General features: G+C 62.0%; 10 protein-coding genes. 4 read left to right on the top strand and 6 right to left on the bottom strand.

Going from position 1 to position 12,278, the window contains the following annotated elements:
* The first annotated feature begins 172 nt into the window (after positions 1-172).
* Positions 173-1,156 (top strand): GlxA family transcriptional regulator, encoded by a 984-nt coding sequence (locus ACQY47_RS00670; RefSeq protein WP_050547755.1) that lies wholly within the window; start codon positions 173-175, stop codon positions 1,154-1,156.
* A gap of 173 nt (positions 1,157-1,329) precedes the next feature.
* Here the strand turns inward: ACQY47_RS00670 and ACQY47_RS00665 are convergent, their stop codons facing one another.
* Genes ACQY47_RS00665 through ACQY47_RS00645 form a run of 5 tightly spaced genes read right to left on the bottom strand, consistent with a single transcriptional unit; the run spans position 1,330 to position 7,771 of the window.
* On the bottom strand, positions 1,330-2,586 hold the full coding sequence (locus ACQY47_RS00665; RefSeq protein WP_428554656.1) for an NAD(P)/FAD-dependent oxidoreductase: 1,257 nt from the start codon (positions 2,584-2,586) through the stop codon (positions 1,330-1,332).
* 3 nt (positions 2,587-2,589) lie between these two features.
* Positions 2,590-4,161 carry an aldehyde dehydrogenase (NADP(+)) gene (locus ACQY47_RS00660; RefSeq protein ID WP_428554653.1) on the bottom strand — a complete coding sequence of 524 codons (1,572 nt, stop codon included), beginning with the start codon at positions 4,159-4,161 and terminating at the stop codon, positions 2,590-2,592.
* Positions 4,162-4,221: 60 nt separating this feature from the next.
* Entirely contained in the window at positions 4,222-5,169 is a 948-nt protein-coding gene (locus ACQY47_RS00655) for a dihydrodipicolinate synthase family protein (protein ID WP_428554650.1), read from the bottom strand.
* Between the two features lie 38 nt (positions 5,170-5,207).
* Positions 5,208-6,134: a 4-hydroxyproline epimerase gene (locus ACQY47_RS00650; protein WP_428554647.1), complete on the bottom strand. Its 927-nt coding sequence runs from the start codon at positions 6,132-6,134 to the stop codon at positions 5,208-5,210.
* An 11-nt stretch (positions 6,135-6,145) separates the two neighbouring features.
* Positions 6,146-7,771: an APC family permease gene (locus ACQY47_RS00645; protein WP_017138871.1), complete on the bottom strand. Its 1,626-nt coding sequence runs from the start codon at positions 7,769-7,771 to the stop codon at positions 6,146-6,148.
* Positions 7,772-8,093: 322 nt separating this feature from the next.
* Here ACQY47_RS00645 and ACQY47_RS00640 point away from each other — a divergent pair, with 322 nt between their 5' ends.
* From ACQY47_RS00640 to ACQY47_RS00630, 3 genes are all read left to right on the top strand, one after another.
* Positions 8,094-8,852 carry an AraC family transcriptional regulator gene (locus ACQY47_RS00640; RefSeq protein ID WP_099549696.1) on the top strand — a complete coding sequence of 253 codons (759 nt, stop codon included), beginning with the start codon at positions 8,094-8,096 and terminating at the stop codon, positions 8,850-8,852.
* 72 nt (positions 8,853-8,924) lie between these two features.
* Positions 8,925-10,991: a maltose alpha-D-glucosyltransferase gene (gene treS / locus ACQY47_RS00635; protein ID WP_428554642.1), complete on the top strand. Its 2,067-nt coding sequence runs from the start codon at positions 8,925-8,927 to the stop codon at positions 10,989-10,991.
* 185 nt (positions 10,992-11,176) lie between these two features.
* The gene (locus ACQY47_RS00630) at positions 11,177-11,569 is read left to right on the top strand and encodes a tautomerase family protein (protein ID WP_428554639.1); all 393 of its coding nucleotides are present in this window, start codon (positions 11,177-11,179) and stop codon (positions 11,567-11,569) included.
* A gap of 48 nt (positions 11,570-11,617) precedes the next feature.
* On the opposite strand, the gene ACQY47_RS00625 is transcribed toward ACQY47_RS00630, so the two are convergent.
* The gene (locus ACQY47_RS00625) at positions 11,618-12,223 is read right to left on the bottom strand and encodes a cysteine hydrolase family protein (RefSeq protein ID WP_428554636.1); all 606 of its coding nucleotides are present in this window, start codon (positions 12,221-12,223) and stop codon (positions 11,618-11,620) included.
* Positions 12,224-12,278 lie beyond the last annotated feature (55 nt).

Raw genomic sequence — 12,278 nt, 5'->3', positions numbered from 1 at the left:
GACTATCAACAGGCAAGCGTCCTCCATCGTGGCAGCGGCCATGCAGCATAGTCATTATTCTTCGTGGGAATGCGGCACGACAGCCGGCGCATTTGCCCCTAAGATAGCGCCCATTGCATAAACAAAAAGAGTGGGCCAACCCTCGATGGAAAGACGCCAGTTCAGCGGTGGCATGAAAGGCAAGAACTTGCGCTACCTGAATGAAAACTTCCAGCAGCCGTCGCCGGTCACCCGCGTTGGTTTTTTGCTGCTCGAACACTTTTCCCTGCCGGCATTCACCCAGACCCTCGACACCCTGATCACCGCCAACCTGTTGCGCCCCGAGCTGTTTGCCACGCGTACCTTCGGGTGTGACGAGGGCGAAGTTATAAGCGACCTGGGCCTGGTGATCCGCCCGGATGCCCGCCTGCAAGCGTCGGCATTGCCCGACCTGGATTTGCTGGTGATCTGCGGCGGTTTTCGCACCGAACTCAAAGCCGGCGAGGATTTCATCCAGCTGTTGCGCAGCGCCGCCGAACAGGGTGTGAGCCTCGCCGGCCTATGGAACGGCGCCTGGTTCCTTGGTCGCGCCGGGCTGTTGCAGGGTTACCGCTGCGCGATCCACCCGGAACATCGCCCGGCGCTGTCGGAAGTGTCCAAAGCTGCGCAGGTCACCAGCGAACCCTACGTGATTGACCGCGATCGCCTCACCGCCTCCAGCCCATCGGGCGCGTTCCATATGGCCCTGGACTGGATCAAAAGCCTGCATGGCAAGGCCTTGGTCGAAGGTATCGAAGACATCCTGGCGTTTGAAGAGTCACGCTACCGGCGTATCAAACCCACGGAGAACATCAGCGTCAGCGCTCCACTGCGTGAAGTGGTGAAACTGATGGACGCCAACCTCGAAGAACCCTTGGAACTGGACCAATTGGCAGTCTACGCCGGCCGCTCGCGGCGCCAGCTCGAACGCCTGTTCAAGGAGCAACTGGGCACTACGCCGCAACGCTATTACATGGAGTTACGCGTCACCGAGGCGCGGCGTTTGTTGCAGCACACCGAACTGTCACAGGTGGATGTGCTGGTGGCGTGCGGGTTTGTGTCGCCGAGCCATTTCAGTAAGTGCTACAGCGCGTATTTCGGCTATCGGCCATCCAAAGAAAAGCGCTTGGTCAAGTAGCGTTGAGGGCGAGCACTGCCACTGTGATTGTCACTGTGGCGAGCAGGCTTGCCCTGCGTTGGGTGGCGAAGCCGCCCCTCATTCAGACGACTCGGTGAGTCAGGTGTCACGGTATGGGGCTGCTGCGCAGCCCAACGCAGGGCAAGCCTGCTCGCCACAAAAACGCCAAAGACCTAAAAGCGCGCCAATCGGTAAGGGGCCAGGTCCGGCAGCACTATGCGCTTATCAAGCGTAACCAGTTGCACGACCATCTCCGCCGTCACCGCCGCCTGCGTCAACCCCAAATGCTGATGCCCAAACGCGAGCAGTACCTTGCCTTCCGCGACCCGATCAATGATCGGCAGCGAGTCCGGCAGCGACGGGCGAAAGCCCATCCATGGGGTTGCGTCCCGGGTACTCAAGTCCTGGCGAAACAAGCCCTGGCTCAAACGATGCAGTTGCCAGGCGCGTTGCATATTGGCGGGGCGCTCCAGGCCTGCGAATTCGACCGTGCCGGCCAGGCGCAAGCCATCGTTCATGGGGGTCATGATAAATTTGCGCTCGAACGAGGTCACGGCAAAGGGCAAGCGATTGTGTTCGTGGGGCAGCATCAGGTGATAGCCGCGCTCGGTGTCCAGCGGGACATGCTTGCCGGTGAGTGCAGCGGTGAGTTTGGCCGAATGGGCGCCGCAGGCGATCAGCACCTGGCGGGCAGTCAGGCTGCCTTGATCGGTCAGCAGCGATACGCCGTCCGATTCCAGGCGCCCATCGAGCACGCGTTGCTGCACAAACTGCACACCGCAAGCCTTGGCCGCGCTCACCAGTGCGCACACCACGCTGTACGGATCAATAAAATGCCCGGTGCCCGGGAAGAACAGGCCGCCCTGGATCGCATCGTTCAGTTGCGGCGCGGCCTTGCGTATTGCCTCGCCCGACCAGAAATCCACCGGCACATTCTGCTGCTGCATGCGTTGGCGCAACGCGTCGATGGCTTCCCCGGACGCGGCACGCTCAAATACCAGCAACGAACCCTCGGCGCGCAACAGCTGCGGCTGCTCAATGGCCTGCAGCAGACGCTGCCAAGCGCCCAGGCTGGCCTCATTGAGCGCACGAATGCCCGCCACCGTGCGCCGGTAGTTCGCCGGGCGCAGGTTGAGCAACAGGCGCACGAACCAGGGCAGGGCGCGTGGCAGGTACTTCCAGTCCAGGCGCAACGGACCCATAGGGTCCATCAGCATGGCGGGCAGGCGCTTGAGGATCGACACGTCGGCAATCGGGAACACTTGCTCGGTGGCCAAATGCCCGGCGTTGCCATAGGACGCGCCCATGCCCGGCGCCTGTGGGTCGATGACCACCACGCGTTGGCCTTGACGGGCCAATTGCAGGGCGCAGGCGACGCCAATGATGCCGGCGCCGATCACAGCGATATCAGCACGGTTGCTGTCGCTCATCGTTCAGGCCTCTCTCTGGCCGTCGAGCAAGCGTCGCAACAGCAGCGGGTTGGCGTGTTGCAGCGCAGCGGGCAGCAAGCTGTCCGGGAAGTCCTGGTAACACACCGGGCGCAGAAAACGCAGGATCGCTGCGGTGCCGACCGAGGTGCTGCGCGAGTCGCTGGTGGCCGGGAACGGGCCGCCGTGGACCATGGCGTCGCACACTTCCACACCGGTCGGCCAGCCGTTGACCAGCAGGCGCCCGGCCTTGCGCTCCAATACCGGCAGCAGGGCTTGGGCGCGTGCCAGGTCCGCGTCGTCCAGGTGCAGTGTGGCGGTCAACTGGCCTTCCAACTGCTCGGAAACCTGGCGCACTTCTTCGTCGTTGGCACACACCACGACCAAGGACGCTGCGCCAAAGACTTCCGCCTGCAGATGCTCATTGCGCAAAAACGCGCTGGCCTGGGTCACAAACAGCTGTGCCTGGCCTTGATTCGGGCCTTGCGCCGCCATGCCTTTGGCGGCGATTTGTGCGTGTTCGGTCAAGCTGCCGACGCCCGCTTCATAGGCCTGGAAAATACCTGGCGTCAGCATGGTCTGGGCGGCGCACGCCGGGAGCAACTCACTCGCCGTGGCGACAAAGCGCTCGAGTGCCGGGCCTGCGACCGCAATCACCAAGCCAGGGTTGGTGCAAAACTGCCCGGCGCCTTGGGTCAACGAGGCGACAAAACCTTGGGCCAACGCCTCTGCACGCGTGTGCAACGCCGCAGGAAACAGATACACCGGGTTGATCGAACTCATTTCCGCATACACCGGAATCGGCTCCGGCCGCGCTTGCGCCGCCTGGGTCAGGGCGATACCGCCGCTGCGTGAGCCGGTAAACCCCACGGCCTTGATACGCGGGTCGGTGACCAATGCGATGCCGACTTCGCGACCCGATCCATACAGCAGCGAAAACACCCCGTCGGGCAAACCGCAGTCTTTAACGGCCTTGGCCAGCGCACGGCCGACCAGTTCGCTGGTGCCGGGATGCGCGCCATGGGCCTTGACGATCACCGGGCAACCGGCGGCGAGTGCAGAGGCGGTGTCGCCGCCCGCCACTGAGAACGCCAAGGGGAAATTGCTCGCACCAAACACTGCCACCGGCCCCAGCGCAATATGCCGCTGGCGCAGGTCTGCACGTGGCAATGGCTGACGCGCCGGTTGCGCGGTGTCGACGCGCACGTCCAGCCATTCACCGGCGCGCACCGTGCGGGCGAATGTGCGCAATTGCCCGCAGGTGCGCCCGCGTTCGCCCTGGATACGCGGGCGTGGCAGGCCGGTTTCGGCCATGGCGCGTTCGATCAACTCATCGCCGAGGGCTTCAATGTTGTCCGCGATGGTTTCAAGAAAGGCCGCGCGTGCTGCCAGCGAGGTGTCGCGATAGCTGTCAAACGCCGCCCAAGCCAAGGCACAGGCCTGTTCGACATGCTCGCCAGCGCCGCCTGGGTAGGCGGGCGCCAGGGGCTGGTCGGTGGCGGGATTAATGGCCTGGATCGCTTCGCGATGGCCGCAGACTGCGTGCTGACCGATCAGCATCTTGCCCGTCAGAGTCATGGGGTGTCCTTGAAAAATGAGGGTTGGCCGCTGTGAGAACCACAGCGGCGCGCGAGGGTGTCAGGCGACGTTCTGTTCAGCCGACCAATTGGCGTACCACTGGCGGAACAACGCGTACTGGTGCTCGGCATAACGCTGTTGGGCGGTGCTGAGTGCGTCGGTTTCGTTGAAGTGCAGGGCGTAGCCCTGGTCGCCGTTGAGCACCATCAAGTGCTTGTAATACAGCACCAGATCGCAACCCTCGTCGAAGGACGACAGCACGCCCAGCGCGGCTTCCAGCTCACGGGCCAGGCGCCGGGCCTTGGCGTCGCCTTTGGCGGCTTTTTTGCTCAGGGCGACCAGTTGCAGCACTTCGCGCGGCAGTGCGTTGCCAATACCGGTGATGGCGCCGGTGGCGTTGCAGTTGACGAAGCCGTGTACCACTTGGGTGTCGACGCCGACCATCAGGGTCACGGCATCGTCCTGGGAGGTGATGTTTTCTGCCGCGTAGCGCAGGTCGGCGCCGCCGCCGAATTCCTTGAAGCCGATCAGGTTGGGGTGTTCACGGCGCAGTTCAAAGAACAGCTCGGCGCGGGTGGCGAAGCCGTAATACGGGCTGTTGTAGATCACTGCCGGCAGGTTCGGCGCGGCCTTGAGGATCGCCGAGAAGTGCGCCTTTTGCGCGGTGGCCGAAGCGCCACGGGACAGCACGCGCGGGATTACCATCAAGCCATGGGCGCCGACCTTGGCCGCGTGGGCGGCGTGGGCCACCGCTTCACGGCTGTTGACCGCGCCGGTGCCGACGATGGTCGGCACGCCAGCGGCGACCAGGCGGGCCACGCCTTCCTGGCGTTCGGCTTCGGTCAGCAGCGGCCAGTCGCCCATGGAACCGCAATACACCACGGCGCTCATGCCGATATCGATCAGTTCACGGCCCTTGGCGACCAGGGCGTCGAAGTCCGGTTTGCGTTCAGGCGTGCACGGTGTCATCAGTGCGGGGATGCAACCGGTGAAGATGTTGTCGCTCATTGTTCTAACTCCAGCGTTCAGTTAAATAAGGCCCGGGCTCAGATGCCCCAGGCAAAAGGGTCCTGCTCGTCGATCAGCAAGGTGCTGTCAGCGGTCATGTAGGCGCGGCCGGTGATGAAGGGGCGAATGCGCTCGCCATCCCATTCATAACGGCCTTCGAATTGGCTACCGGTGATGCTGGCCTGCACCCAGGTGGCGCCGGGGGCGAGTTTGTCGTCAGCCGCCAGGCACGCGAGTTTGGCGCTGGTGCCGGTGCCGCACGGCGAGCGGTCGTAGGCTTTGCCGGGGCACATGACGAAGTTGCGGCTGTCGGCGTGGGCGTCGTCGGCGAACAGTTCGATATGGTCGATCAGTGCGCCGTCGGCACCGTGGATGCCTTGGGTTTCGAGGGCCTTGAGCATCGCCCAGGTGTAGTCGGTGAGGGTGTCGACGTTGTCCATCGCCAGCCTGTGGCCGTGCTGCGACACCAGGAAAAACCAGTTGCCGCCCCAGGCAACATCGCCATGCACCACGCCATAGCCCGGCACGTCCACCGGCACCTGCCGCTGATGACGGTAGGCGGGTACGTTGCGCAAGGTCACCGCGCCGTCGTCGTGCAAGGTGGCGGCTACCGGGCCGACCGGCGTGTCGATGGTGTGCACGCCGGGCGTTATGCGGCCCAAGTGGTGCAAGGAGGCGACCAGGCCGATGGTGCCGTGGCCACACATGCCCAGATAACCGGCATTGTTGAAAAAGATCACCCCGCAGGTGGCGCCTGGCGTGACCGGCGCGCAGTACAGCGCGCCGACCAGCACGTCATTGCCACGTGGCTCCAGCAGGCAGGCGCGGCGCCATTGATCGTGTTCGCTGCGCAAGGTGTGCAACTGGTCGGCAATGGTTGCGCCGGCGAGGGCAGGGAAGCCGTCCATTATCAGGCGCGTCGGTTCGCCGCCGGTGTGGGAGTCGATAACGTGCAGGCGCTTCATAACAGGCTCCATCAGTGAGTGGCTGGCGACAGTGGCGCGCTGTAATGCGCGTCGCTGACCGCTTCGCTTTCGTCGTCTTCGTGTTCCAGGCGCACCAGGTGCGCGGGCACGCCGGTGGCAGCGCCCCAGTAGTAGATGCCCAGGGCGCAGAGGGCTACGACCAGCGTGTCAAACGGGTGGCTGATCGCGCCGATACCGCCGAAACTGCCGAGCTTGGACAGCAGGATAGTCACCGCGTAGAAGCCGATCAGCCAGGCCGACGAGCGCACTTGTTGCTTGAGATTCAGGTGCGCGGTCGGCACCCAGCGTGCGCACAGCAGGTACACCACAAACATCAGGATTTGCAGGCCAAGCAGCCACGACACGGTGCTCCAGCCGGACCAGTAAACGATCAGCGCGGCGATGATGAACGACAGCGGGCCGAGCACCGCCATGCCCTTGACCCGGAACGGCCGGGCCATGCCGGGCGCATTGCGGCGCAGCGCGGCGACGGTCACCGGGGCCACGGCGTAGCTTAAGATCAGCGCCGCCGACACCACATTGATCAGCGCTTCCCAGGACGGAAACGGCAGGGTCCAGAACACCGACAAACCAAAGGTCAACCACAGCGCCGGGCGCGGGATGCCGGACTTCTCATCAATGCGCGTAAAGATCTTGAAAAACGTGCCGGTCTGCGCCCAGCCGTACACCACACGCGGCGTGGCATTCATGTAGATATTGCCGCAGCCGCTGGGTGAGATCACCGCATCGGCCACCACCAGGTAGGCCAGCCAACCCACGCCCAACGCCAGGGCAATATCACGATAAGGCAGCGCCAGTTGCTTGCTGATACCCGCCCAGCCATCGGCCAGCATCTCGGTCGGCACGCCACCGAGGAAGGCGGTTTGCAGCAGCACATAGATGGCAGTCGACAGCAGCACCGAGAGGATCAAGGCAATCGGAATCGTGCGTTGCGGGTTCTTTACTTCACTGGCCACCGAGATGATCGGCGTGAGGCCCAGGTAGGCAAAAATCACTCCGCCGGCCGACACCGCCATCTCGATGCCCGACAGGCCAAACGGGGCAAAACCCTGGGTCTGGAAATTCGCCGGTTTGAAGAAGGTAAACAGCACACCAATCACCAGCAGCGGCACGATGAACTTGAATACGCTGACCAGGTTATTGGCGATGGCGAAGGTTTTCACACTGCGGTAATTGAGCACAAAGAACAGGCACAGCAGGGCGAACTGCACCAGCCAGCCCAGGGTGGTGGGGTCGCTGGAACCGACCTTGGTCAGTTCGGGAAACCAGGCAGCGGCGTATTGGCGCGAGGCGACCACTTCGATCGCCACCAGGCTTGAGAACGCGATCAGCGTGATAAAGCCCATCAGGTAGCCCAGCAGCGGGCCATGGGAATACACCGGGTAACGCACTACGCCACCGGCGCGGGGCAGGGCGGCGCCGAGTTCGCAGTACACAATGCCCAGCAGCAGCACGGCGAAACCGCCGATCAGCCAGGAAATAATCCCCGCCGGGCCGGCGATGGCGGACACGTGGCTGGCCGCAAACAACCAGCCCGAACCGAAGATGGCGCCTAACCCGATAAAGGTCAGGTCCATCAGTGAAAGTTGTTTCTTGAACTTGCCTTGAGCAGACATGGCGGCGCCTTCTTGTGAGTTATTGGATAGGCATGCAGTGGCGTTATCCTGAACCGATCAAGGGGCGCTGCGATTGATGTTTTGCGTTGATGTGGATGACGAATTCGGCACAGTTTGAATGCGTAGATCCAGGCTTTTTTGTGGGAGCTGGCTTGCCTGCGATTGCATGACCTCGGTTTGCCTGAATGACCGAGGCGTCTGCATCGCAGGCAAGCCAGCTCCCACATTTTTGACCGAGTGTGGCCTCCAAGGCTGCCACAACCTTGTGTGGATACTCAGGCTGGCATAGGGCAATCTGCTTAAAAAAAATGGAGTGCAGGCCATGCTGCCCAGTGCATTTGCGAGCTTTCTACAGGCCAACCGCCCCAACAGCATCGAGCAACTATTGGCCGGGGTCGCGCAGTTGTTGCCCTTGCTCGATGTGATCCCCAATGCCGCGATTTTCATCAAGGATATCGACGCCCGCTACGTCCTCGCCAACCACACCCTGGTGCAACGCTGCGGCCTCAAACAGTTGCAGCCGCTGCTGGGTAAGACCAGCGCCGAAGTGTTCCCCGCACAATTGGGGCCGGGCTATACCGAGCAGGACCGGCGCGTGCTGGAGCAGGGTTTTGTGCTCGAAGACCAGCTTGAGCTGCACCTGTATGGCAGCCGCGAACCGGGCTGGTGCCTGACGCACAAATGGCCGCTGTACAACGACAAGGGCGCGATCATCGGCCTGGCGGGTATTTCGGTGGACCTGCAATCGGCCAGCGAAAAGCATCCGGCCTACCAGCGCCTGGCCGCCGTGGATGAACACATTCGCCAACATTTCAATCGCCGTGTCACTCTCGGCGAGCTGACCCGCATTGCCGGGATTTCCGTGGCGCAACTGGAGCGCTACTGCAAACGTGTATTCCACCTCACACCCCGGCAGATGATCCAGAAGGTGCGCCTGGAGCATGCGCACCGGCTGTTGCACACCGACCTGCCGATCACCGAGGTGGCGTTGCAATGCGGCTACACCGACCACAGCGCATTTACCCGCCAGTTCAAGGCATTGACCGGGTTTACGCCCAGGCAGTACCGGCAATTGGAGTAAATGCAACGAATCAAGGCCTCCGCCGCTCCTATGCTTACCAATAACCTTTTCACGGCAAGAGGAAACAGGCTTATGACGGCGGCGGATAACGATCATGTGAACTGGCTGGTGCAACAATCCATGCTCAATGCGGCGCGTCAGCGGGCAAGGCTGTACAGCGGGCAAGGGCGTTTGTGGCAGCAGCCGTATGCGCAGACCCGGCCGCGTGATGCCTCAGCGTTGTCGTCGGTATGGTTCACCGCTTATCCGGCCTCGATTGTGACCCGTGAGAACGGCACGGTGCTCGAAGCCCTGGGCGATGAAAGCCTGTGGCAGGCGTTGTCGAAGATCGGCATCCAGGGCATTCACAACGGCCCGTTGAAAAAGTCCGGCGGGCTCGACGGTACACGGCATACGCCGACTATCGATGGCAATTTCGACCGCATCAGCTTCGAGATTGACCCACAGCTGGGCACCGAAGCGCAGTTGCAGGCCCTGACGCGCATGGCCGCCGCGCACAATGCGGTGATCATCGACGATGTGATCCCCTCCCACACGGGCAAGGGCGCGGACTTCCGCCTGGCAGAGATGGCGTACGAGGATTATCCGGGGCTCTACCACATGGTCGAGATCCGCGAGGAAGACTGGCCCTTGCTGCCCGACGTTGCCGAGGGGCGGGATGCGCAGAACCTCAGCCCTGCGCAGGTGGATGCGCTGCGCGACAAGCATTACATCGTTGGCCAGTTGCAGCGGGTGATCTTCTTCGAACCTGGCGTCAAGGAAACTGACTGGAGCGCAACCCCGGTGGTGGTTGGCGTGGATGACAAGCCGCGCCGCTGGGTGTACCTGCATTACTTCAAGGAAGGCCAGCCGTCATTGAACTGGCTGGACCCCTCGTTTGCCGCGCAGCAAATGATCATCGGCGACGCCCTGCATGCCATTGATGTGATGGGCGCCAAGATCCTGCGCCTGGACGCCAACGGCTTCCTCGGCGTGGAACGCAAGCTGGACGGCACTGCCTGGTCGGAAAGCCACCCGTTGTCGATCACCGGCAACCAGTTGCTGGGCGGGGCGATTCGCAAGGCGGGCGGGTTCAGCTTTCAGGAGTTGAACCTCACTGTCGACGATATTGCCGCCATGTCCCACGGCGGCGCCGACCTGTCCTATGACTTCATCACGCGCCCGGCGTATCAGCATGCGTTACTGCTGGGCGACACCGAATTTCTGCGCCTGATGCTGCGTGAGATGCACAGCCAGGGCATTGACCCAGGCTCTTTGATTCATGCGCTGCAAAACCACGATGAGCTGACCCTGGAGCTGGTGCATTTCTGGACCCTGCACGCCCACGACAGCTACCTCTACCAGGGCCAGACCTTCCCCGGCAACAGCCTGCGTGAGCATATCCGCGAGCAAATGTACGAGCGCCTCGCCGGCGAGCATGCGCCGTATAACCTCAAGTTCGTCACCAATGGGGTTTCCTGCACCACCGCCAGCATTATCACGGCAGCCTTGGGCATCCGTGACCTGGAGGCGATCACGCCGGCCGATATCGAGCAGATCCGCCGTATCCATATACTGCTGGTGATGTACAACGCCATGCAGCCTGGGGTGTTTGCCCTGTCTGGCTGGGACCTGGTCGGCGCGTTGCCGTTGGCCGCCGATGCGGTTGCCCACTTGATGGGCGATGGCGACACGCGCTGGATTCATCGCGGTGCCTATGACCTGGTGGAGTTGAACCCGGACGCCGAACTGTCCGCCGGCCAGATGCCAAGGGCGAAAACCCTCTACGGCAGCCTCAACAGCCAGTTGCAGGACCCGGATTCGTTCGCGTCACAGCTGCAGAAAATTCTCGCGGTGCGCAACGCCTATGGAATCGCCGCCAGCCGCCAGATCCTGGTGCCGGATGTGGAGCACCCGGGTCTGCTGATCATGGTTCACGAGTTGCCGGCCGGGAAGGGCACGCAAATCACTGCGCTCAACTTCGGCAGTACGGCGCTGACCGAAACCCTGCACCTGCCCGACATTGCGCCGGGGCCGGTGGTGGACATCATCAATGAGCGGGTCGAGGGCGATCTCACCGCTGAAGGTGAGTTCACCATCACGTTGGACGCATATGAGGGGCTGGCGCTGCGGGTGGTCAGCCTGTCGCCGATGCTTTAGGGGCCGAAGGCGCTGATCGACTCGTCGATCAGCGCTGATTAGGCGTTTGCCGGGAGAATGAATAACATGCAACTTACGCATTATTAAATAAATGAATATGCGCTTGATGAATTTTGTTGTTCGGGCTAGCGTAGTGCCAATGGCCACTTTCGAGCACCGGCCACTGACCTGCCGAGGAATTTCCCATGCCTTTAGTTCGAATCGACCTGGCCGCCGACACCTCCACTGAAACCGCCGCTGCGATTGGCGATGTGGTCTACGCCGCCATGACCAGCGCGGCCAATGTGCCTGAGCACGACAAATTCCAGATCATCAATCGTCACGCCAAGGATGAGTTGGTGTATCCGGCGGCGGGTTATCTGGGGATTACCTACACGCCGAACATCGTGTTTATCCAGGTGACCTGGAGCGCCGGGCGTAGCATCGCAGTGAAAAAGGCTTTTTATAAATGTATCGCTGAGGGCATCCACGCCAAAACCGGGCTGCGCAAAGAAGATGTGTGGATCAACCTGGTGGATGTGAAACGCGAAGATTGGTCGTTTGGCAACGGAGAGATGCAGTACGTGCCCGACGAGTGAGGCCGGCCCGCAAGCAGGCGGCGACTCAGTGATGAGTCGCCGTTGTATTTATTGGGCGTTCAACGCCTTTAGAAACTGGGTGTGTTTCAGCGTTTGCGAGAACATCGGCAAGGTGAAGTTCTCGGCGGCGTGTTGTTGCTCATCACTGAAGGTGGCGGTGCAGTCGGTCAACGTCACCACGTCGTAGCCTTTCTCATAGCCTGAACGAACCGTGCCTTCGACACAGCAATTGGTCAGAAAGCCTGCGACGACCAGGTTCTGGATGCCGTTGTTGCGCAGCACCAGGTCCAGGCCGGTGGTGGCAAACGCATCCAGGCCGCGTTTGCCTTCTATGAGGATGTCTGCCGGCTCACGGCTCAGTGCCTCGCTGATGTCCGCGCCCCAGCTGCCGGCCCGGAAGGCGCTGCCGTCTGCCACACCCTTGAGAATGCCGTAGGAGCGGTGCGTCAGCTCGGGGTAGCCGTCGGCAAATTGAATCGGCATATGGATGATCTTCACACCAAGTTTTCGGGCTTGCTCAACGGTGGTTGCAGTGTTCGCCAGCATGTCGGTGCTGTGCATGACGCCTTTGACCGCGTCGTGAAACACCCCACCCGCAGTGGTGAAGTCATTTTGGAATTCAATCAGGACCAATGCGGTTTTCGTCGGGTTCATAGTGATGCTCCGTCAGGTGGTTTTTTCACTACAGCAGTTATAGGCGCCAAATCCA

It is taken from the genome of Pseudomonas edaphica, assembly GCF_965277385.1.
Classification (GTDB): Bacteria; Pseudomonadota; Gammaproteobacteria; order Pseudomonadales; family Pseudomonadaceae; genus Aquipseudomonas; species Aquipseudomonas edaphica.
This window is presented reverse-complemented; position numbering and strand designations above follow the sequence as displayed.

What these genes read in the sequence shown, in the direction of transcription:
- ACQY47_RS00670 (WP_050547755.1), top strand. Translation starts at nt 173, where the DNA reads ATGAAAGGCAAGAACTTGCGCTACCTGAATGAAAACTTCCAGCAGCCG.
- ACQY47_RS00665 (WP_428554656.1), bottom strand. Translation starts at nt 2,586, where the DNA reads ATGAGCGACAGCAACCGTGCTGATATCGCTGTGATCGGCGCCGGCATC.
- ACQY47_RS00660 (WP_428554653.1), bottom strand. Translation starts at nt 4,161, where the DNA reads ATGACTCTGACGGGCAAGATGCTGATCGGTCAGCACGCAGTCTGCGGC.
- ACQY47_RS00655 (WP_428554650.1), bottom strand. Translation starts at nt 5,169, where the DNA reads ATGAGCGACAACATCTTCACCGGTTGCATCCCCGCACTGATGACACCG.
- ACQY47_RS00650 (WP_428554647.1), bottom strand. Translation starts at nt 6,134, where the DNA reads ATGAAGCGCCTGCACGTTATCGACTCCCACACCGGCGGCGAACCGACG.
- ACQY47_RS00645 (WP_017138871.1), bottom strand. Translation starts at nt 7,771, where the DNA reads ATGTCTGCTCAAGGCAAGTTCAAGAAACAACTTTCACTGATGGACCTG.
- ACQY47_RS00640 (WP_099549696.1), top strand. Translation starts at nt 8,094, where the DNA reads ATGCTGCCCAGTGCATTTGCGAGCTTTCTACAGGCCAACCGCCCCAAC.
- treS (WP_428554642.1), top strand. Translation starts at nt 8,925, where the DNA reads ATGACGGCGGCGGATAACGATCATGTGAACTGGCTGGTGCAACAATCC.
- ACQY47_RS00630 (WP_428554639.1), top strand. Translation starts at nt 11,177, where the DNA reads ATGCCTTTAGTTCGAATCGACCTGGCCGCCGACACCTCCACTGAAACC.
- ACQY47_RS00625 (WP_428554636.1), bottom strand. Translation starts at nt 12,223, where the DNA reads ATGAACCCGACGAAAACCGCATTGGTCCTGATTGAATTCCAAAATGAC.